Origin of the sequence: Enterovirga sp. (genome assembly GCF_035325185.1) — a bacterium.
Classification (GTDB): domain Bacteria; phylum Pseudomonadota; class Alphaproteobacteria; order Rhizobiales; family Beijerinckiaceae; genus Enterovirga.
This window is the reverse complement of record NZ_DAOLAJ010000068.1, coordinates 1-19,948: the sequence shown is the minus strand read 5'-3', so window position 1 is coordinate 19,948 and position 19,948 is coordinate 1. Positions and strand designations below refer to the sequence as shown.

The 19,948-nt window shown below is 70.7% G+C and carries 21 protein-coding genes, 1 tRNA gene and 1 pseudogene; 16 read left to right on the top strand and 7 right to left on the bottom strand.

Translation table 11 applies throughout. The features are described 5' to 3' along the window. From PKD06_RS13455 to PKD06_RS13395, 13 genes and pseudogenes are all read left to right on the top strand, one after another. Positions 1 to 392: molybdopterin dinucleotide binding domain-containing protein (locus tag PKD06_RS13455; protein WP_324380855.1), on the top strand; the 392-nt coding region annotated here is incomplete at its 5' end. 14 nt (positions 393 to 406) lie between these two features. Continuing rightward, entirely contained in the window at positions 407 to 1,345 is a 939-nt protein-coding gene (fdxH, locus tag PKD06_RS13450; protein WP_324380853.1) for a formate dehydrogenase subunit beta, read from the top strand. Beyond that, positions 1,342 to 2,031 (top strand): formate dehydrogenase subunit gamma, encoded by a 690-nt coding sequence (locus tag PKD06_RS13445; RefSeq protein ID WP_324380851.1) that lies wholly within the window; start codon positions 1,342 to 1,344, stop codon positions 2,029 to 2,031. The genes fdxH and PKD06_RS13445 overlap by 4 nt, the downstream gene beginning before the upstream one ends. A gap of 63 nt (positions 2,032 to 2,094) precedes the next feature. Next, entirely contained in the window at positions 2,095 to 3,090 is a 996-nt protein-coding gene (fdhE, locus tag PKD06_RS13440) for a formate dehydrogenase accessory protein FdhE (protein ID WP_324380849.1), read from the top strand. Beyond that, positions 3,084 to 4,634 carry an L-seryl-tRNA(Sec) selenium transferase gene (gene selA, locus PKD06_RS13435; RefSeq protein WP_324380859.1) on the top strand — a complete coding sequence of 517 codons (1,551 nt, stop codon included), beginning with the start codon at positions 3,084 to 3,086 and terminating at the stop codon, positions 4,632 to 4,634. Before fdhE ends, selA begins: the two co-directional genes overlap by 7 nt. After that, on the top strand, positions 4,631 to 5,398 hold the full coding sequence (locus PKD06_RS13430; RefSeq protein WP_324380847.1) for a tetratricopeptide repeat protein: 768 nt from the start codon (positions 4,631 to 4,633) through the stop codon (positions 5,396 to 5,398). The genes selA and PKD06_RS13430 overlap by 4 nt, the downstream gene beginning before the upstream one ends. Beyond that, a pseudogene (gene selB / locus PKD06_RS13425) lies at positions 5,395 to 7,224 on the top strand (selenocysteine-specific translation elongation factor); the annotation flags it as partial. The gene PKD06_RS13430 and the pseudogene selB, both read left to right, overlap by 4 nt. Positions 7,225 to 7,344: 120 nt before the next feature. Continuing rightward, positions 7,345 to 7,440, top strand: a tRNA-Sec gene (locus tag PKD06_RS13420). A 26-nt stretch (positions 7,441 to 7,466) separates the two neighbouring features. After that, positions 7,467 to 7,931 (top strand): hypothetical protein, encoded by a 465-nt coding sequence (locus tag PKD06_RS13415; protein WP_324380846.1) that lies wholly within the window; start codon positions 7,467 to 7,469, stop codon positions 7,929 to 7,931. Further along, entirely contained in the window at positions 7,918 to 8,301 is a 384-nt protein-coding gene (locus tag PKD06_RS13410) for a hypothetical protein (RefSeq protein WP_324380845.1), read from the top strand. The genes PKD06_RS13415 and PKD06_RS13410 overlap by 14 nt, the downstream gene beginning before the upstream one ends. Continuing rightward, complete coding sequence (locus PKD06_RS13405) at positions 8,298 to 9,029, top strand: hypothetical protein (protein ID WP_324380843.1); 732 nt, start codon at positions 8,298 to 8,300, stop codon at positions 9,027 to 9,029. Before PKD06_RS13410 ends, PKD06_RS13405 begins: the two co-directional genes overlap by 4 nt. Then, positions 9,026 to 9,403 (top strand): DsrE family protein, encoded by a 378-nt coding sequence (locus PKD06_RS13400; RefSeq protein WP_324380841.1) that lies wholly within the window; start codon positions 9,026 to 9,028, stop codon positions 9,401 to 9,403. Before PKD06_RS13405 ends, PKD06_RS13400 begins: the two co-directional genes overlap by 4 nt. Positions 9,404 to 9,408: 5 nt before the next feature. Continuing rightward, the gene (locus tag PKD06_RS13395) at positions 9,409 to 9,849 is read left to right on the top strand and encodes a hypothetical protein (protein ID WP_324380840.1); all 441 of its coding nucleotides are present in this window, start codon (positions 9,409 to 9,411) and stop codon (positions 9,847 to 9,849) included. A 9-nt stretch (positions 9,850 to 9,858) separates the two neighbouring features. On the opposite strand, the gene PKD06_RS13390 is transcribed toward PKD06_RS13395, so the two are convergent. From PKD06_RS13390 to PKD06_RS13370, 5 genes are all read right to left on the bottom strand, one after another. Beyond that, on the bottom strand, positions 9,859 to 10,182 hold the full coding sequence (locus PKD06_RS13390) for a septal ring lytic transglycosylase RlpA family protein (protein WP_324380838.1): 324 nt from the start codon (positions 10,180 to 10,182) through the stop codon (positions 9,859 to 9,861). A 648-nt stretch (positions 10,183 to 10,830) separates the two neighbouring features. Beyond that, on the bottom strand, positions 10,831 to 11,100 hold the full coding sequence (locus tag PKD06_RS13385) for a hypothetical protein (RefSeq protein ID WP_324380836.1): 270 nt from the start codon (positions 11,098 to 11,100) through the stop codon (positions 10,831 to 10,833). Positions 11,101 to 11,163: 63 nt separating this feature from the next. Further along, on the bottom strand, positions 11,164 to 12,456 hold the full coding sequence (gene murA / locus PKD06_RS13380; protein WP_324380857.1) for a UDP-N-acetylglucosamine 1-carboxyvinyltransferase: 1,293 nt from the start codon (positions 12,454 to 12,456) through the stop codon (positions 11,164 to 11,166). Further along, positions 12,456 to 12,635: a hypothetical protein gene (locus PKD06_RS13375; protein WP_324380834.1), complete on the bottom strand. Its 180-nt coding sequence runs from the start codon at positions 12,633 to 12,635 to the stop codon at positions 12,456 to 12,458. Before PKD06_RS13375 ends, murA begins: the two co-directional genes overlap by 1 nt. Before the next feature lie 121 nt (positions 12,636 to 12,756). After that, entirely contained in the window at positions 12,757 to 13,611 is an 855-nt protein-coding gene (locus tag PKD06_RS13370; protein WP_324380832.1) for a CoA ester lyase, read from the bottom strand. A gap of 191 nt (positions 13,612 to 13,802) precedes the next feature. Between PKD06_RS13370 and PKD06_RS13365 the strand changes: the two genes are divergently transcribed. Then, the gene (locus PKD06_RS13365) at positions 13,803 to 14,597 is read left to right on the top strand and encodes a hypothetical protein (protein WP_324380831.1); all 795 of its coding nucleotides are present in this window, start codon (positions 13,803 to 13,805) and stop codon (positions 14,595 to 14,597) included. Between the two features lies 1 nt (position 14,598). Next, entirely contained in the window at positions 14,599 to 14,880 is a 282-nt protein-coding gene (locus PKD06_RS13360) for a hypothetical protein (protein ID WP_324380829.1), read from the top strand. Between the two features lie 176 nt (positions 14,881 to 15,056). Here the strand turns inward: PKD06_RS13360 and phaZ are convergent, their stop codons facing one another. Then, positions 15,057 to 16,274: a polyhydroxyalkanoate depolymerase gene (gene phaZ / locus PKD06_RS13355; RefSeq protein WP_324380827.1), complete on the bottom strand. Its 1,218-nt coding sequence runs from the start codon at positions 16,272 to 16,274 to the stop codon at positions 15,057 to 15,059. Between the two features lie 162 nt (positions 16,275 to 16,436). Here phaZ and PKD06_RS13350 point away from each other — a divergent pair, with 162 nt between their 5' ends. Continuing rightward, positions 16,437 to 17,093, top strand: a complete 657-nt coding sequence (locus PKD06_RS13350) for a glutathione S-transferase family protein (protein ID WP_324380825.1) — start codon at positions 16,437 to 16,439, stop codon at positions 17,091 to 17,093. A 24-nt stretch (positions 17,094 to 17,117) separates the two neighbouring features. On the opposite strand, the gene mutS is transcribed toward PKD06_RS13350, so the two are convergent. Continuing rightward, positions 17,118 to 19,799 carry a DNA mismatch repair protein MutS gene (gene mutS / locus PKD06_RS13345; RefSeq protein WP_324380823.1) on the bottom strand — a complete coding sequence of 894 codons (2,682 nt, stop codon included), beginning with the start codon at positions 19,797 to 19,799 and terminating at the stop codon, positions 17,118 to 17,120. Positions 19,800 to 19,948 lie beyond the last annotated feature (149 nt).

The following is a 19,948-nucleotide window of genomic DNA, read 5'->3' as shown; positions in this document are numbered from 1 at the left end:
CGGCGACCTCCTACCGCCTGACCGAGCATTTCCACTACTGGACCAAGAACAACCATGTGAATTCGGTGCTCCAGCCCGAATTCTTCGTGGAGATCTCGGAGGAGCTGGCGAAGGAGAAAGGCATCAAGCCCGGCGGCTGGGTGCGGATCTGGTCGAAGCGGGGCTCCGTCAAGGCCAAGGCCGTCGTCACCAAGCGGATCAGGCCCCTGATCTGCGACGGCAAGCCCGTCCACGTCGTCGGCATTCCCCTCCATTGGGGCTTCATCGGCGCCGCCAGAAAAGGGTGGGGGCCCAATTCGCTCACGCCCTATGTGGGCGACGCGAATAGCGAGACGCCGGAATTCAAGGCGTTCCTGGTCGATATCGAGGCCGTCGCCGGGCCGGCGGCATAGGGAGGGCGGGCACCATGACCATCACCGTGAACCCACCCACCGCGCCGACCCCGCCGGCCTTCGGCGAGCAGGACCTGCTGCGGCGCTCGGCCTCCTCGATCCCCGCGCCCGGCCGGCGGCTCGAGGAGGTGTCGAAGCTCATCGACGTCTCCAAATGCATCGGCTGCAAGGCGTGCCAGTCGGCCTGCCTGGAATGGAACAACCTGCGGGAAGAGATCGGATACAATACGGGCAGCCACCAGAATCCGGCCGACCTCTCGCCGAATACCTGGACGCTGATGAAGTTCACCGAATGGGTGAACCCGCAGACCGACAACCTGGAATGGCTGATCCGCAAGGACGGCTGCATGCATTGCGCCGATCCGGGCTGCCTGAAAGCCTGTCCCTCCCCCGGCGCCATCGTCCAGTACACGAACGGAATCGTCGATTTCGACCATGAGAAATGCATCGGCTGCGGCTATTGCGTGAAGGGCTGTCCCTTCAACATCCCGCGCATCTCGAACGTCACCCACAAGGCGTACAAATGCTCGCTCTGCTCCGACCGCGTCGCGGTCGGCCAGGGACCGGCCTGCGCCAAGGCGTGCCCGACCAAGGCGATCGTCTTCGGCACCAAGGCCGAGATGAAGCAGCATGCGCAAGGGCGCATCAAGGACCTGAAATCCCGCGGCTTCGACAAGGCGGGCCTCTACGACCCGCCGGGCGTCGGGGGCACGCATGTCATGTACGTGCTGCACCATGCCGACCAGCCCTCGCTCTATGCCGGGCTGCCGGACGATCCGCGCATCAGCCCGCTCGTCGAGGCGTGGAAGGGCGTCGCCAAATATGCGGGCTTCGCCATCATGGGGCTCACGGCCGCTTTCGGCCTCGTTCACCATCTCGTCGCGGGACCCAACAAGGTCACCGAAGAGGACGAGGAGGCGGCCGCCCGGCTGACGGGAGGCAAGTCGACATGAGCGACCCCATCCGGCGCGTCGAACCCGAGGTGCATCCGCAAGTGACGGTCAGGCGCTATTCGGCCCTGACCCGGGTCAACCACTGGACGCTCGCCGTCAGCTTCGTGCTGCTGGCGCTGTCCGGCCTCGCGCTGTTCCATCCGAGCCTTTACTGGCTCGCCACCTTCTTCGGCGGCGGCCCGACGCTGCGCGCGCTGCATCCGATCATCGGCTGCGTGCTCATCGTCGCCTGGCTGCTCATGTTCCTGCGCTTCGCCTGGGCCAACGTGCCGGAGAAGACCGACTGGATCTGGCTGTCGAGGGTGCGCGACGTGCTCAGCGGCCACGAGGAGAAGCTGCCCGAGGTCGGCAAGTACAATGCCGGGCAGAAGCTGGTCTTCTGGGCCTTCTCCCTGCTCGTCCCCGGCCTGTTCCTCACCGGCATCGCGATCTGGGACCAGTATTTCTACACCTGGACCACGATCCCGCAGAAGCGCGTGGCGGTGCTCGCCCATGCGATCCTCGCCATCTTCATGATCACCGTCTGGATCGTCCACGCCTATGCGGCGATCTGGGTGCAGGGCACGATCCAGGCGATGACCCGCGGCTACGTGACCGGCGGCTGGGCTTGGCGCCATCATCGCAAATGGCTGCGCGACCTCGTCCGCGGCCGCAAGCGCCCTCCGCCGGCCGCCCCCGCGGCGTAAGCCCTCAGGCGAAAGGAGCGGGCCGAAGGTATGAGCCCGGCCCGCCTGGACAAGGGGCCGCGATTGACCTCTGATCCCGGTGGCTGGGCCGGGTTGCGGCTGGACGAGCCCGAGCGGCCTTCCCGACCGGTTCGTGAGGTGATGATGGCTCAGCTCGGCGGTTCCGGGCCCGATGCGGTCCCCATCGGCGAGGTCGTCGCTCCGCCCTTCGCGCGGACCCCCTCGCCCGACCTGTTCCGGCGCCGCGCCGCGCGTTTCGCCGCCGTCGCCCCGCATCATCCGCTGGGGCCCTATCTGTCCTTTCTCGGCCGGATGGCCGAGGTGCAGGCCGAGATCCAGGACGGGCTTCCCGACCCCGCCCTGCCCCCGCCCGACGCCCTGGGCCGCTCGCGCGAATACGGGATGCCGGCGCTCCCCCGCTCGCGCTTCTCCGCCGATCCGGCCTGCCGCGAGACCCTGCGCCGCTTCTTCCGCGCCGCCGCCGAGACCGAGATGCCGCCGGATGCCCGTGCCGCTCTCGGCCGCCTCGTGCAGACCGACGACGAGATGCTGGCCTGGATGGCCGACAACGTCACGGCCGACGCCATCCCGGCCCATGACGCGGCGGCCCATGTCTTCGCGGCGGCGGCCCTCCAGGTCTATGCCGCGCGCGCCGCGAGCCGGCTCGACGCCGCGGCGCTGGTCCCGGTCGGGGACGGCATCTGCCCGGCCTGCGGAAGCCCGCCGACCTCCTCGGTGATCGTCGGCTGGGAGGGCGCGCACGGGGCGCGGTTCTGCTCCTGCTCCCTGTGCGGGACCCTGTGGAACTACGTGCGCATCCGCTGCACCGCCTGCGGCTCGACCGAGGGCATCTCCTACCAGGAGCTGGACGGCAGCGCGGGGGCGGTGAAGGCCGAATGCTGCTCGCGCTGCCGGACCTTCGCCAAGGTGCTCCAGCAGGCGAAGCATCCCGCTCTCGATCCGGTGGCGGACGATGTCGCGACGCTCGCCCTCGACATGCTGCTGGGGGAGGAAGGCTTGCGCCGCAGCGGCCGCAACCCGTTCCTCATGGGATATTGACCTCGCTCCGGCTCCTGCCCTCGGTCGACGAGGTGCTGACCTCGGAGGCCGGCCGCACCGCGATCGCCGCCCATGGCCGGCCGGCGGCCCTCGCCGCCGCCCGCGCGGCGCTCGGGGAGGCGCGGGCGCGGCTTCGCGCGGGCGGCGAGGCGCCGGCCCTCGCCGGGCTCGGCGCGGCGCTTCTCTCGGCGCTCGCCGCCGAGGCGCGGCCCAAGGCGCGCGCGGTCTTCAACCTGACCGGCACGGTGCTGCATACGAATCTCGGCCGCGCCATCCTGGCCGAGGCGGCGGTCGAGGCGGCGACGCGCGCGATGCGCGAGGCCGTCGCGCTCGAATTCGACCTCGCGACGGGCCGGCGCGGCGAGCGCGACGCGCTGGTGCGGGGACTTCTGTGCGAACTGACCGGCGCCGAGGATGCGACGCTCGTCAACAACAACGCCGCCGCGCTCATGATCGTGCTGAACACGCTGGCGCGGGGGCGCGAGACGGTCGTCTCGCGCGGGGAGCTGATCGAGATCGGCGGCGCCTTCCGCCTGCCCGACATCATGGAGCGCTCGGGCACGCGGCTCGTCGAGATCGGGACCACCAACCGGACGCATCTGCGCGACTACGAGGGCGCAGCCGGCCCGGATACCGCACTCCTGCTCAAGGTGCATACGTCGAATTTCCTGATCCAGGGCTTCACGGCCTCGGTCGGCACGCCCGCCCTCGCCGCTCTCGCCCGCGAGCGGAGCGTGCCGCTCGTCCACGATCTCGGCTCGGGCACCCTGGCCGACCTGCGCTCCTTCGGCCTCGCGCATGAGCCGACCGTCCGCGAGGCGGTGGCGGAAGGCGCCGACCTCGTCACCTTCTCCGGCGACAAGCTGCTGGGCGGCCCGCAGGCCGGCTTCGTCGTCGGCCGCCGCGACCTCGTCGCGCGGATCAACAGGAACCCGATGAAGCGCGCCATGCGGGTCGACAAGATCAGGCTCGCGGCGATCGAGGCGACGCTCCGCCTCTACCGCAACCCGGAAACGCTGGCCGGGAGCCTGCCGACGCTCCGCCACCTCGCGCGCGCCACCGCCGAGATCGCCGCCGTCGCCGAGCGCATGGCCGAGCCGCTTCGCGCGGCGCTCGGCCCGCTCTTCGAGGTGGAGGTCGTGCCCTGCGCGAGCCAGATCGGCTCCGGCGCCCTCCCCCTCGCGACGCTGCCGAGTCACGCATTGAAGATCACGCCGCTCCCACCCTCTCCCCGCGGAGCGGCGGGGAGGGCCGAGTCGCCCCGAAGGGGCGAACCGGGGTGGGGGGCGCCGACGCGAGCGCCCGGCCGGGAAGCGGGCGGAGAGCCCCCCCACCCGGCTCGCGCTTCGCGCGAGTCCGCCCTCCCCACCGCAAGCGGGGGGAGGGTTGGCGGAGGCACCCTGGAAGCGCTCGCCGCCGCCTTCCGTGCCCTTCCCCTCCCGGTGATCGGGCGGATAGAGGACGGTGCCTTCCGGCTCGATTGCCGCTGCCTGGAGGATGAGGCCGGCTTCGCCGCCAACCTCTCCGCCCTGGACGCGCCGTGAGCTGGCTCGGTCGCCTCTTCCGGGCCGGGCCCGAGCGCAGCCCTGAAGCCGATCTCGCCCTCGCGCGGGACAGGGCCGAGGCCGGCGACTACGATTCGGCTCTCGCCCTGTGGCATCCCCTTGCCCGCGCCGGCCATGCCCGCGCCCAAAATAACATCGGGGCCTGTTTCGCCGAGGGACTCGGCGTCGAGAAGAACGGTGTCGTGGCGATGAAATGGCTGAGTCTCGCCGCCGAGGCGGGGGACCCGGTCGGCCGGCGCAACCTTGCCGCGCTCCTGTTCAAGGGCGAGGGCGTCGAGCCCGATTTCCATCGCGCCCTCTCCCTCTACCGCGCCGCCGCCGCACAAGGGGACGCGCCCTCCCAGGACATGCTGAGCTGGATGCTACTCGAAGGCGAGGAGATCGCGCCCGATCCGGCCGAGGCGGCGATCTGGGCGCGCAAGGCCGCCGCCGCCGGCATCGCCTCGGCAATGACGCGCCTCGGCATGCTGCACCACAACGCCCTCGGCGTGCCGCGCGACCCGGCCGAGGCGGCAAGCTGGTGGCGCCGAGGCGCGGAGGCCGGCGACGCCGACGGCGCGGCGATGCTGGGAGCGGCCCTCGTCCTCGGGCAAGGCGTCGCCCGCGATCCCGAGCAGGGACTCACCTGGCTGCTGCGGGCGCAGGCGGGCGGCAGCACTCTCTGCGCGCCCTTCCTCCCGGCTGCCCGCGCCACCCTCGACGACGAGGCCCAGGCCCGCGCCGCGCGCGAGGCGGCGGCATGATCATCGGCACGGCCGGGCATATCGACCACGGCAAGACGTCGCTGGTCCGCGCCCTGACCGGCGTCGAGACCGACCGCCTGAAGGAGGAGAAGGCGCGCGGCATCTCAATCGATCTCGGCTTCGCCTACCTGCCGGTCCCGGGCGGCGGGCGGCTCGGCTTCGTCGACGTGCCGGGGCACGAGCGTTTCGTCCACACCATGGTGGCCGGCGCGAGCGGCATCGATTTCGCGCTCCTCGCCGTCGCGGCCGATGACGGGCCCATGCCGCAGACGCGCGAGCATCTCGCCATCCTCGACCTGCTCGGCATCCGGGACGGCCTCGTCGTCCTGACGAAGGCCGACCTCGTCGAGCCACAGCGCCTCGCCGAAGCGGAAGCGGAGACGCGCGCCCTCCTCGCCGGCACGCGCCTCGCCTCGGCCGAGATCCTGCCGGCCTCCTCGCGGACCGGCGAGGGCATCGAGTTCCTGCGCGAGATGCTGTTCGCAGAGGCCCGCTGTCACGCAGCGCGGGCCGGCGACGGGCTCTTCCGCCTCGCCGTGGACCGCTGCTTCACGCTGACGGGCGCCGGCACGGTCGTGACCGGCACGGTCCTGTCGGGACGCGCGCGGGTCGGCGACCGGGTGGCCGTCTCGCCCGCCGGCACGCCCGCCCGCATCCGCGCCATCCATGCCCAGAACGAGGCGGCCGAGGAAACGGCGGCGGGAGATCGCTGCGCGCTGAACCTCGCGGGCGACGGCATGGGGCGCGAGGCGGCGCACCGAGGCGACGTCGTCTGCGATCCGCGCCTCCACGCGCCGGCGACGAGGATCGATGTCGAGCTTCGCCTCCTCGGCACGGAGCCGAAGCCGCTCGGGGCCTGGATGCCGGTGCGCCTGCACCATGCGGCGGCGGAGGTCGCGGCCCGGCTCGTGCCCCTCTCGGAGGCGGCGCTGGCGCCCGGCGAGACGGGTCTCGCGCAACTCGTCCTCGAAACGCCGATCGCGGCTGCAATCGGCGACCGCTTCGTGCTGCGCGACACCTCCGCCCGGCGCACGATCGGCGGTGGCCACCTCCTCGACCTGCGCGCGCCGCAGCGCAGGCGCCGGACGCACGAGCGGATGGCCCAACTCGCCGCGGCGGGGCTTGAGAACCCGGCGGACGCGCTGGCCGGCCTGCTCGACATCGCTCCCTTCCATCTCGACCTCGCCGCCTTCGGCCGCGACCGCGCCCTCGCGCCGCAGAAGGTGGAGGCGCTGGCCCGGGCGCTCGACCTGACCGAACTGCCGGTCGGCGAGACCAGGATCGCGCTCCTGCCGCAGACGGTCGAGCGGATGGAGCGGAGCCTCGCCTTCCGCCTCGAGGAGTTCCACGCGGCCAATCCCGACCTCATGGGCCTCGGCATCGAGCGGCTGCGCCTCGCCATGGAGCCGCGCCTTCCCGCTCCCGCCTTCCGCGTGCTGCTCCAGGTTCTGGCCAAGGCCGGGACGCTCGCGATCGAGGGCGCTTGGATCCGCCTGCCGGGCCACGTCGTCCAGCTTTCCGCGCGGGACAAGGAGCGCGCGCCTCGCATCCTGGACCTGCTGGGCGGCGCCGAACGCTTCCGCCCACCCCGCGTGCGCGACATCGCCGGGATCACGGACGAGAGCGAGCCGGATGTCCGCGCCCTCCTCAAGACGCTCGGCCGCCTCGGACGGCTCGACGAGGTGGCGCATGACCATTTCTTCCTGCGCGAGGCCGTCGCCGAAATGGTCGACATCGTCTCGCGGCTGGGCGAAGAGAATGCCAAGGGCGAGTTCACGGCCGCGCAGTTCCGCGACCGGGTGGAGAACGGGCGCAAGGTGGCGATCCAGATCCTGGAATTCCTCGACCGCCACGGCGTCACCTTGCGCCGGGGCGACCTGAGGCGCGTCAATCCGCACCGGCTGGACCTGTTCCGCCCCGTCGCGGCCGAGGACGGCGCGCCGTCTGGAGGAGAAGCGTCCCCGGTGGGGCGTCCGGACTTCAAATCCGGGAGGGGCCGCGAGCCGGTCTCTGGTGGGTTCGACTCCCACTCTCCTTCGCCAGGCCCCGCGCCCGAGAAGAGCCCCGCATGAGCGGCCTCTCTCCCTGGCTCACCGATCTCGGCGCGGCGGCTGATGCAGCCGCCTCGGCCGAGGATGCCTATCGGCGCGATTTCGCCCGCCGCGTCGCCGAGCTTGCCGAGGCCCGCGCCTTCGCCTTCCGCCGCGCCAATCTCGTCCGCGCCCTCGCCGAGGCGATCGACGGCACGCAGGATGAGCCGGCGGCCTCGGCCCATGGCCTCGCGATCCTGCGGACGCGGCTCGGCTGGTCGTCCGACAGCGAGGCTCGCACGGAAATCCTCGCGCATTTCGCGCCGGTCTGCGCCGCGATGTTCCGGGCGATTTCCGTCCCTCCGGCCGAGGCCGCGGAGGAGCGGACCGACCCGGCTACCGCCCTCGCCGCCTTCGAGGACTGGTATCGTCAGGCCAGGGGCTCGGCCTTCTGGATCCTGTTCGAGAACGTCATCCCGGAGACGCCGCTTGTCGATTTCTGAGCCCGGATTCGGGCGCTGGCTGGCGCAGGAATATGCCGAAGGCGGCTCCTTCACGGCGCTCATCGTGCTTGTCGAGATCGGCGAGACGACCGTGACGCCGGTCTGCTCGACCTATGTCAACGTGATCGGCACGGAGGTCGAATGGAGCGACATCCTGGCCATGCTCGCCGGGGCGGGGCAGCCCTGGGACGGCGTCGCCTTCTTCCCGAGCCGGGACGCGTTCGGCCGCCCGCTCGACAATCCGGCCGCCCGCATCCGCCTGCGTGAACTGGAAAACCGCCTCGACGACGATCGCCTCGTCCTCAACGAGGGACATTTCTTCGATGCCTTCGGGCGGCGGCTGAAGATCGAGGAGATGACGAGGCAATGAGCCTGCGCGTCCTCGATACGGGCCTGCGCCCGGCCCGCTGGAACGTCGCCATGAGCGCGGCGCTGCTGGCGGGCGCCGATGCGGGGGAGGCCCCCGCGACGCTCCGTCTTCACCGCTATCCGCTCTCCTGCGTGATCGGGCGCAACCAGGATGTTGCGGCCGAACTCGACCTCGATGCCTGCCGCGCCGCCGGCATCGAGATCGCGCGGCGCGTCACCGGCGGGGGCGCGGTCGTAATGGGACCCGGCGTGCTCGCCTTCGACCTCGTGCTCGAGCGGCCCGGCGCGGAGTTCGGCCGGCGCGCCGCCGAGGCACTCGCCATGGCACTCGTCGGTCTCGGCTTTCCGGCGCGGCTCGCGACGACGGGGAGCATCGAGATCGCGGACGCCAAGGTCTCGGGCTCCGCCGGCCGCCTCGGCCGACGCGCGGCCCTGCACCAGGCGACGCTGGTCGAGGACCTCTCGCGCACCGCGCCGCTGGCCCTCCTGCGCCGTCGCACCGAGGGAGGAAAGCCCACAGCCGATCCGCGCCACCGCGTGGGAGACCTCCGCAGCTTCGCCCCCGTCGTTCCGGGGCACCTCGCTCGTTGCCTCGCCGCCGGCTTCGGGTTGAAACCCGAAGCCGGCCTCCCCTCCCCGGCCGAATGCGCCCGCGCCGAGGACATTCTCGCCCACGAGATCGGGCGCGACGACTATGTCTTCGAAAATGCCTGGAGCCGGGCGGCATGAGCCGGCGGCTTCTCGTCGTGCTGATGAACACCGACCCGGGCAACCCGGAGGAGCTGGGCGCGCCGTTCTATCATGCGGCCGTCGCAGCCGCGATGGATTACGAGGTCGACCTCGTCTGCACGGCCGCGGCGGGCAAGCTCATGCGGAAGGGCGTCGCCGAGGCAATTCGGATCGATCCCGGCGACCCGAAGACGGTGCTCGACTGGATCCGGGAGGCGCGCGAGCAGGGGGTGCGGCTCTGGGCCTGCCCGGCCAATCTCGGCCTTTCGGGGACCGGGACGGAGGACCTCATCGCCGAATGCGACGGCCTCATGGGTGCGGTCGCCATGATCCAGGCGATCATGGACGACGACGTCCGCGTCCTGACCTATTGAGCGCCATGGTACGCATCGGCGATCACGACTTCCCGGAGGACCGCCTCTACGACATCCCGAACCAGGTCTGGTACCTGCCGCTCGGCGACGGCACCGTGCGGGCCGGCTTCACGCCGCTCTCCATGGCCCTCGCCGGCGATGCCCTCGTCTTCACGCCGAAGCGCGTCGGCAAGCCGTTCTGGCGCGACAAATGGTTCGCGATGGTGGAATGCGGCAAGTGGGTCGGGGCCGCCCGCGCGGCCTTCGACGGGACGCTCGTCGGCTATAACGAGCGCCTTGCTGAAAGGCCGATCCTTCTCAACCGGGATGCGTTCGGCGAGGGCTGGATGGCGATCCTGAGGCCCGACGCCCCGGACTGGCGCGAGGGCCTCGCCACCGGCCCCGACCTCCTGCCGCGCATGAGCGCGTGGCTGGAAGCCGAAGCCTACAAGGACCGTACTGGTTAAGGCAAAAGCTCAGTTTCGGCCCAGCACGACGAGGCTGACGCGCATCGTCCCGCCCATGCCGATGGCGTCGGCGGAAGCGCGCGAGAGGTCGATGACGGCGCCGCGCCGGAAGGGGCCGCGATCGTTGATCCGCACCACGACCGAGCGGCCATTCGCCGCCTCGACGCGGACGCGGGTGCCGAAGGGAAGCGTGCGGTGCGCGGCGGTGAGATCACGGGTGTTGAAGCGCTCCCCGCTCGCCGTCTTGCGGCCGTGGAAGCCGGGCCCGTACCAGGTGGCGAGGCCCGCCCCGGCGGAATGTCCGCCCGCCTGCGACGCAGGCCGCGCCTGCAAGGACGCATGCCGCGCGTGGACCGAACTGAATTGGGGGAAGAGGGGATCGACATCGGCATGAGCGACGCCGGAAGAAGCACAGATGAACGCGAGAGACGCTACAATTCCACGAGAGATATTCAAAGCAACTCGCCTTGATTGTTTCAGGGACCTGCCCTGTCTGAAATCGAGGCGGCCAAAACAAGGCGCGCCTTCGCCTGTCAGTTGCTCTGAGCGCATGGGAGGGTGAACCGCAGAAGGCTTTACGGCCATTTCTCCCTGTATGAACGGAAGGGATGGCGTCCGCAGCTACATCGATGCTGTTGGAGATGTGCTTTCAGGGACACAGTGGATTTCAGGCATATTCACAGCCGTCATCCCTCTTCCGGCCGAATGCCTCGGCTGCATCTCTTTCATTTCTTCGTCACAGCCGGCGGAAAGCTGTCTCTCCGTCATCATCTCGGCTGAGGGATACGAGGCGCTCGAAGCTCCCTTGTCATCCCCGGCGGCCCGAAGGGCCGGGAAGGAGATCCAGAGTCGCCAGCGAGCCCTCCTGGATCCCCTTCCCCTCCGCTTCGCTTCGGCCGGGGGTGACAAGGGGGTGCCCGGCATTCGCCGCCGGGCGACCCGGAATGACGAGGCGACCGATCGCTCCCGGCCGGATCCGTCTCAGCGGGTGGGCAGGCGCGTCACCGCGCGCACGATCTCGGCGCCCTTGTTGGCGTCCCTCACGAGGCGGGCGAGGTCGTCATGGACCCGCCCGATCCCGTCTGCCGCCTGGCCGATCTCGGCCTGGCTGACGGCGACGATGCCGCGCAGGTCGGCAATGGTGGCGATCAATTCGCCGAGGCGCCGGTAAATGCCGACAGCCGTCAGGAGGATGCCGACGCCGATCGCCCCGAGGGCGACAAGAAGGACCAGGATGACGAAGCTCGGCATGACGCCGTCACCATGTGCCGCCTCGCGGCGCCGCGCAAGCTCTCCGATCGTCGAGCCGCCCGGTCAGGCCGCTCGCAAGCGCTCGATCTCGGCGCCGCAGCGCGCGAGCTTCGCCTCGAGCGCCTCGAAGCCCCGGTCGAGGTGATAGACGCGATGGATCTCGGTCTCGCCCTCGGCCGCGAGCCCGGCAATGACGAGCGAGACGGAGGCGCGCAGGTCGGTCGCCATGACCGGAGCCCCCTTCAGCGCCTCCACGCCCTCGACGATCGCCGAGTCGCCGTCGAGCCGGATATGGGCGCCGAACCGGGCCAGCTCCTGCACATGCATGAAGCGGTTCTCGAAGATGGTCTCGCGAATGCGCGAGGTGCCCTCGGCCCGCGTCATCAGGGCCATGAACTGGGCCTGGAGATCGGTCGGGAAACCGGGGAAGGGATCGGTCGTGACGTCGACGGAGCGCAGCCTCGCGCCGTCGCGGCGCACACGGATGCCCTCGTTCGTGCTCTGGATGTCGACGCCGACCTCGCCCAGCACGTCGAGGGCGGCCTGGAGATATTCGGGCCGCGTCTCCTCCAGCAGGACGTCGCCGCCCGTCATCGCGACGGCCATGGCATAGGTGCCGGTCTCGATCCTGTCGGGCATCACGGAATGGGTCGCCCCGTGCAGGCGCGAGACGCCCTGGACCAGGATGCGGGAGGTGCCAGCGCCGCTGACGCGCGCGCCCATCTTGTTGAGGCAATCGGCGAGATCGACGATCTCGGGCTCGCGGGCGGCGTTCTCGATCACCGTCTCCCCCTCGGCGAGGGAGGCGGCCATGACCGCGACATGGGTGCCGCTGACCGTGACCTTCGGAAAGACGATCTCGCCCCCCCGGAGCCCCTTGGCCGCCCGCGCCTGGACATAGCCGCCGTCGATCTCGATCGCGACGCCGAGGCGCTCCAGGGCGGTGATCAGGAGATCCACCGGGCGCGTCCCGATGGCGCAGCCGCCGGGGAGGGAGACCCGCGCCTCGCCGAAACGGGCGACGAGCGGAGCGATGACCCAGAAGCTCGCCCGCATGCGCGAGACCAGCTCGTAGGGCGCGCAGGTATCGATGACGGAGGAGGCGTTGAGGCGGATGGTCTGGCCGGTCTCGGAGGTCTGGCCCGGCCGCTTTCCGGTGACGGCATGGTCGACGCCGTGATTGCCGAGGATGCGCAGGAGGAGCCCGACATCGGCGAGGCGCGGCACGTTGCGCAGCTCGAGCGTCTCGCCCGTGAGCAGGCTCGCGATCATGAGAGGCAGGGCCGCGTTCTTGGCGCCCGAGATCGGAATGCGTCCCTCGAGCGGCCGCCCTCCCCTGATCCTGATCCTGTCCATCATTCCTCCTGGGGTTCCGCCGGCCCGCCCGGGACCTTCGCCGCGGGAGCGGCCTCCGAATCCGGCCCGGACGGACGCGGGCCGTCCGCGCGGGCCCGCGCCTGGGCCTTGCGCCGCTTGAGATTCTCCCGCAGCGCCGCCTTCAGGCGCCGGCTGCGGGACGCATCCTTCTCCTGCATGAATACCGGCCCGCCGCACCCCGCATCGCCATCGTCCCCGCCTCCGTTTGTAGGCGGAGGCCCGCCCGGCCGATAGGGCACGGGCGCAACACCTGCCCGGCGCATTCCGCGGCCGCCGTCCTCAGGCGATCGCCCGCAGGATGCGCTCGGCGAGCCTCAGGTGGAGCCGCTCCACCATCCGGCCGTCCAGGGCCAGCACGCCGGCCTGCGGATTCGCCGCGAAGGCGTCGCGCACCGCCTCCGCCCAGCGCACGCGGTCGGGCGGAGGCGTGAAGGCGGCCTTCACCACCTCGACCTGGGCGGGGTGGATGCAGAGCTTGCCCGCGAACCCGTCCCGCGCCGCGCATCGCGCCTCCCGCTCCAGGCCCGCGGGATCGCGCGGGTCCGGGAACGGCGTGTCGAGCGCGGGCACGTCGGCGGCGGCGGCGGCCAGGAGCATCGCCCCGCGCGCGTGGATGATCGCGGCGGAATAGGCTCCCGCCCCGTCCCGCGGGACGACGCCGAGATCCGACGAAAGGTCTTCCGACCCGAAGCACATCGCCCGCAGCCGCCCGGAGACGCCGCGGTAATCCAGCGCATGCATCGAGGCGGCGGTTTCCGTCACCAGGGCCAGAACCCCGATTCCGCCGATGGGAAGGCCCTCCGCCGCCTCGAGCGCCTCCAGGTGGTGGTCCAGGGCGCGCAGGTCGTCGGGACCCGTGCATTTCGGCAGCATGACCGCCTCCGGGCGTCCCGGAACGGCGGCCGCGAGATCGGCGAGATACCAGGGGGTGCCGCGCGCGTTGACCCGCACCACGAGGCCCGGCCGCGTGCTGGCCCGCAGCACGGTGGCGACGGTGGCGCGCGCGGCGTCCTTGTTCGCGATGCCGACGGCGTCCTCGAGATCGAGCACCACGGCATCGGCGTCGCCGGCCAGGGCCTTGGCGGATTTGCGCTCCGAATCCCCCGGAGCGAAAAGGACGGCGCGCAGCTTCACGGCGCCGCCCTCCCGCGGCTTCGGCGCCTCGGCGAGGAGGCCGGGCGCTCCCGTATCGGTTCGTCGAAATACGGCCGGGACATCTTGCGTCCTCCTCCCATCGGTCGGAACGGCTGACTTTCAGGCTTTCCATGCGGCTTCGGCAAGCCGGGCAACTCGGCTCGGACTTCGGAAGGAATCCGGTTTCGCCGGTGCCGCGCATCGACCGGCATGAACACGGTTGCCGAGCCCGGCGTTCATATTGTAGCTTTCACATGGACTTCGTGAGTGAATGCCCTTGCGCCTTCGCCAAGCCACGGACGGGACGGGAAGCGGGCTCGGCGCGACGGGCCTTGCCCGGGGCACCGGCACTGCGCCCGCGCATCCCGGCGCGCCGGGCGCCTTGTACCCTCTCGGATCCGCCGCCATTGCCGGCCGGCGGTTTTGCATTTTCTGTCACGGGGCGAACGCCTATGGATAAGCTTGTCAATCGCGTCACCGTCGTGCGGGGAAGCGGCCGGGCGCGCGAAGCCAAGACCGTGTACGAAGCCGACCAGGAGGATTTTCCCACCATTCCGATCGATCCGATCGTGCGCAGCGTGACGGTGATCGAGGGGGGCGAGGAGCGGACCGCGAAGGTGGTCTTCCGAAGTCGGCACTGGGGCGAGCGCAAATCCTCGTGGGAATTCACCGAGGAGACGATGCGGCGCTTCCTCAAGGCCGATGTCATCCGCGCGCAGGAAACCTATCGCGAGCACCTGCATTCGGCGAATTTCGACAAGCGGACATGGTGGCTCGACCTTCCGGTCAACATGGTGCGGGCCTTCCTCAAGGCGGATTACGAGGTGCGCAACAACAAGCGCTCCAAGGAACTCGACGACGCCATGAAGAACGTGCAATCCGATCTTCGGGATCTCAAGGATGACATCGAGGCCGCCGCCTCCGACACGAAGAAGGACAGCAAGAGCAAGGCGGCCGAAGCCAAGAGCAAAGCCAAAGGAACCTGAGATGGCTACTACCACCGAGTCCGAGCCGAAAGCGTCTCCCAAGCCTGCCCCGGCGCCGCTGCCAGCCCCCGCCCCTGCCAAGGTCGTGATCGTCGATATCGGCGAGCGGCAATCCTCGTCCGAGGTCCGGGACCTCCTCAAGGGCAGCGGCAAGCTGATGGATCACGTCGAGCGGATCACGGCCGATCTGGTCGCTGCCGGCACGATTTCCGGCACCGCCCAGCCGGTGGTGTTCGTGGTCCGCGAATTGTCGTCGCCCGACGACGACGAAGACGACGCCTGACCGGATTCCGACCCGCGCATATTCCCATTGCATACCGCTGAAAACCGGCGCGCTCCCGATCTCCGGGAGCGGAGCGGCATGCCCGCCCGACGCATGTCGGAAGAGCCGGCCGCGAGAAGCAGAGAGCGGCCCTCTGACGGGCCGCCTTGCGCCGGAGAGATTTCCGAGGTCGCCTGCTATTCGCTGGCAAGGATGGTGTTTTTCACCAGCGGATAGACCTGCGCCTGCCATTTGCGCCCGCTGAAGACGCCGTAATGGCCGACGCCCACCTGCATGTGGTGGCGCTTGCGGTAAGGTTTCAGGCTTCTGCACAAATCCTGGGCAGCAAGCGTCTGCCCGATGGAGCAGATGTCGTCCCGCTCGCCCTCGACCGTCAGCAGCGCCGTGCGGCGGATGGCGGCCGGATCCACCTTGCGCCCGCGATGGCTGAGCACGCCCCGCGCGAGACGGTGCTCCTGGAAAATCCACTGCACCGTCTCGAGATAGAAGTCGTCCGGCAGATCGAGAACGGCGAAATATTCATCGTAGAAAGCCTTGATCGCCTCGGCCTCTTCCCCGCGCCCGTGGACCAGATGCTCGAACAGGTCCCGATGCGCCCGGATGTGGCGGGGCATGTTCATGGCCATGAAGGCGAGGAGTTGGACGAAGCCGGGATAGACCCGCCGCCCCTGCCCGCGATGCGGGGCGGGCACGGTGTCGATAAGCCTGTCGCGGAACCATTCGATGGGCTTGCCCGTGGCGAGTTCGTTCACCCGCGTCGGGTTGAGCCGCGTGTCGATGGGGCCCGCCATGAGGGTCATGGAGAGCGGCTGGGCGGGGTCGTCATCCTCCGCCATCAGGGCGGCGGCGGCGAGCGTCTGCACGCAGGGCTGGCAGACGGCCACGAGATGGGCGCCCGGCCCCATCACGCGCAGGAAATCGACGATGTAGTCGACATATTCGTCGAAGCCGAAGCGCCCCGCCGCGAGAGGCACGTCGCGACCATTGTGCCAGTCGGTGACGTAGACGTCGTGATCCGCCAGCAGCGTCTCGACCGTCCCCCGCAGCAGCGTCGCGAAATGGCCGGACATCGGCGCGACGACGAGCACGCGGGGCTGCGGCGCCTCGCTCTCCTTCGCAAGGCGCAGGAGCGTGCCGAAGGGCGCGACGTGGACCGCTTCCTCCCGAACCGGAACCTCGCAGTTCCCGACGCGGATGGAGGGGAGATGGAAATCCGGCCTCGCATGGGTCAGGCGGAAGCGCTCGACCATGCCCAGCGAAGCGGCCATGACGCGGCTTTGCGGAAGGGCGCGCCAGGGCGTCGGCATCCGCTCCAGCACGGCACGGCTCGCCGCCGCCATTGTGCGAAAAGGCTCGATCAGGGTGTCCTGGCCCTGATAGGCGAGATACATCATGGCTGCGCCCCGCAAGTCTCGCTTGCGCCGGGTGCGGCGGCCTTGCACGGGATTTGCAATCCCCGATGCCTGGTCATTCGATCCGCGCCCCGGCGCGAGCGGCCGGCTCCTGTTGATGCGATGCGTCGGCGGCCGGCAGCGACAGACGGAGAGGTCCGAGCGATGGCGGAAACGACGCTCACCATCAGCAGCAAGAATTATTCCGCCTGGGCGCTGCGGGGCTGGCTGCTCTGCAAAATGGCGGGCCTGAGGTTCGAGGAAGTGATGCTGCCCTGGGACGATCCCTCCGTCCGGGCCGAGCTTCTGCTGCTCTCCCCCTCCTTCCTCGTGCCGAGGCTCTTCCATGACGGGATCGAGATCTGGGACACGCTCGCCATCGCGGAATATCTGCGCGAGATCAGGCCGCGCGCCGGGCTCTTCCCGGCCGATCCCGCCGCGCGCGCGCATTGCCGCGCGATTTCGGGGGAGATGCATGCGGGCTTCGCCAATCTGCGCTCGGCCCTGCCGATGAACCTCAAGGCGCATTATCCGGGCTTCAAGGCATGGGCCGGCGCCCAGGCGGATATCGACCGCATCGCCTCGATCTGGCGCACCTGTCTCGGCGCCCATGGCGGGCCCTATCTCTACGGCGACCAGCCCACGGTGGCCGACGCCATGTACGCCCCCGTCGCGACGCGGTTCACGACCTATGCCGTCACGCTCGATCCCGTCTGCGAGGATTATCGCGAGACGATCATGGGCTGGGCGCTCCTCCAGGAATGGATCGAGGCCGCGAAGGCCGAGCCGGACGAGATGGAGGAGCTGGACGTCGAGTTCTGACACGTCCGAGCGGCGGCGCTTCGCCTATTGCAGTCCCTTCAGCCGGTAGAGCGCCTCCAGCGCCGCGCGCGGCGCGAGGCTGTCCGGGTCGATGGCGGCGAGGGCCTCGCGGAGCGGATCGGGGCACGGATCCGGGTCGGGCTCGGCGGGGGGTTCCGCCGGCCGCGCCGCCGCGAAAAGGGGCAGGTCGTCGATGAGCGCGGTCCGCGGATGCTCTCGGTCGCTGCGCTCCAGCTCGACGAGGATCTTGCGGGCCCGCGCGACGACGGGCTTCGGCAGGCCCGCGAGCCGCGCCACCTGGAGGCCGTAGGAGCGATCCGCCGCTCCCGCCACGACCTCGTGCAGGAAGACGACGTCGCCGCCATATTCGGCCACCCGCAAGGTCGCGTTGCCGAGGCGGGGCAGCCGGTCGGCGAGCGTCGTCAATTCGTGATAATGGGTCGCGAAGAGCGCCCGGCAGCGGATCGCGTCGTGCAGGTGCTCGATCGACGCCCAGGCGATGGAGAGCCCGTCGAAGGTCGCGGTGCCGCGGCCGATCTCGTCGAGGATGACCAGCGAGCGCGCCGTCGCCTGGTTCAGGATCGCCGCGGTCTCGACCATCTCGACCATGAAGGTCGAACGGCCCCGGGCGAGGTCGTCGGCAGCGCCGACGCGCGAGAAGAGGCGGTCGACGATGCCGATCTCGGCCGCGCGGGCAGGCACGAAGGAGCCGGACTGGGCGAGGACCGCGATCAGCGCCGCCTGGCGCAGATAGGTCGACTTGCCGCCCATGTTCGGCCCCGTGACGAGCAGGATGCGGCCGGGCCCCTCCTCCTCGCCGAGGCGGCAATCATTGGGCACGAAAGCCGCGCCCTCCCGCTTCAGCGCGGCCTCGACCACCGGGTGGCGGCCGCCCTCGATGCGGAAGGCGAGGCCGTGCTCGACGCGCGGGCGGGACCAGCCGAGATCGGCCGCAAGCACCGCGAGCCCCGCCGCGACGTCGAGCCGGGCGAGCGCCTCGGCAGCGGCCTCGATCGCCCCGGCCGCTGCGAGAATTTCGCTCGACAGAGCCTCGAAATGATCGAGTTCGAGGCCGAGCGCGCGCTCTCCCGCCGAGGCGATCCTGGCCTCCAGTTCCCCGAGTTCAGTCGAGGTGAAGCGCATCGCCCCGGCCATCGTCTGGCGGTGGATCAGCATGGAGCCCGGCTCGCGCAGGAGCGCCTCGCCCGCGGCGGCCGGCACCTCCACGAAATAGCCGAGCATGTTGTTGTGCTTGATGCGCAGCGTGCGGATGCCCGTCGCCTCCGCATAGCGCGTCTGGAGGCCCGCCACGACCTTGCGCGTATCTCCCCCGAGCGCCCGCGCCTCGTCGAGGGCGGGATCGTAGCCATCGCGGATGAAGCCGCCGTCGCGCGTGCGCAAGGGCAGCGTCTCGCCGAGGGCGGCCGCGAGCCGGGCGCCCGGAGCGGGGTCGAGGCCGGCAAGGCCCCACCGCGCCGCCTCGATCTCCGTCGGCGGGTCGTAGAGGGAGCCCAGGATTTCGCCGATCGCTGCCGCCGCGGCGAGGCCGTCGCGCAGGCAGGCAAGGTCGCGAGGCCCGCCGCGCCCTACCGCGACGCGGCCGAGGGCGCGGGCGAAATCCGGCACGGCCTTCAGATCGGCGATCAGCGCCTCGCGCAAGTCGGATCTCTCGGCGAGCAGGGCGACGGCATCGAGCCTGTCCGCGATCGCCGCCGGATCGGTGAGCGGGCCGGACAGGCGCTCGGCGAGGAGCCGGCTGCCGGCCGCCGTCACCGTGCGGTCCACGGCATCGAGGAGGCTGCCCGTGCGCTCGCCCGAGGTCGTGCGCAGCAATTCCAGATTGGCGCGTGTCGCGGGGTCGATCAGGAGCCGCCCGGCCGCCTCCTGGCGGGCGGGGGGCGAGAGACGCGGCCGGGCGCCGTACTGCGTGCGTTCGAGATAGGCGAGGGCCGCACCCGCCGCCGTGATCTCGGCCCGGCCGAAGCTGCCGAAGCTGTCGAGGGTGCCGATTCCGAAATGCTCGCGCAGGCGCCGCTCGGCCGAGGCTGCGTCGATCCCCTCGCGCGCGACGGGCGTGATCGCCGCCCCGCTTTCGCGCCAGAGATTCCGAAGGTCGGGATCCTCGCGGATCGCGTCCGGCACGACGATCTCGCGCGGATCGAACCGGGCGATTTCCGTCGCGAGGCCATCCCGGTCGGTCTCGACGACGGTGAAGCGGCCCGTGGAGACGTCGAGCCCCGCGAGGCCGTAGCGCCAGTCCCGGCCCTCCCGCCGCCGGGCGACGGCGGCGAGGATGCTCGGCCGACCCGGATCGAGCAGCCGCTCCTCCGTCAGCGTGCCGGGCGTGACGAGCCGCACCACCGCCCGCCGCACGACGGATTTCCCGCCCCGCTTCCTCGCCTCGGCCGGATCCTCGGTCTGCTCGCAGACGGCGACGCGGTGGCCGGCCGCGATCAGCCGCGCGAGGGCATCCTCGCCGCGCTCGAGCGGAACCCCGCACATCGGGATGTCCTCACCGGCATGCTTGCCGCGCTTCGTCAGCACGATCCCGAGCGCGCGCGAGGCGACCTCGGCATCCTGGAAGAACAGCTCGTAGAAATCCCCCATCCGGTAGAACAGCAGGCAGTCGGAATTGGCCGCCTTGATCTCCAGATATTGCGCCATCATCGGCGAGGGGGCGGCGGGGGCGACAGGCTCGGCGGACATGGTCAGCGGCCGGGGCAGGCCGCCCCCCTAGGGGGCAGGGCTATCGCATACGGCCTCGATGGCTCGCGCGTGAACCCTCCCCCCGCGAAGCGGCGGGGAGGGCCGAGTCGCGCCGAAGGCGCGAACCGGGGTGGGGGGCGTCGACGCGA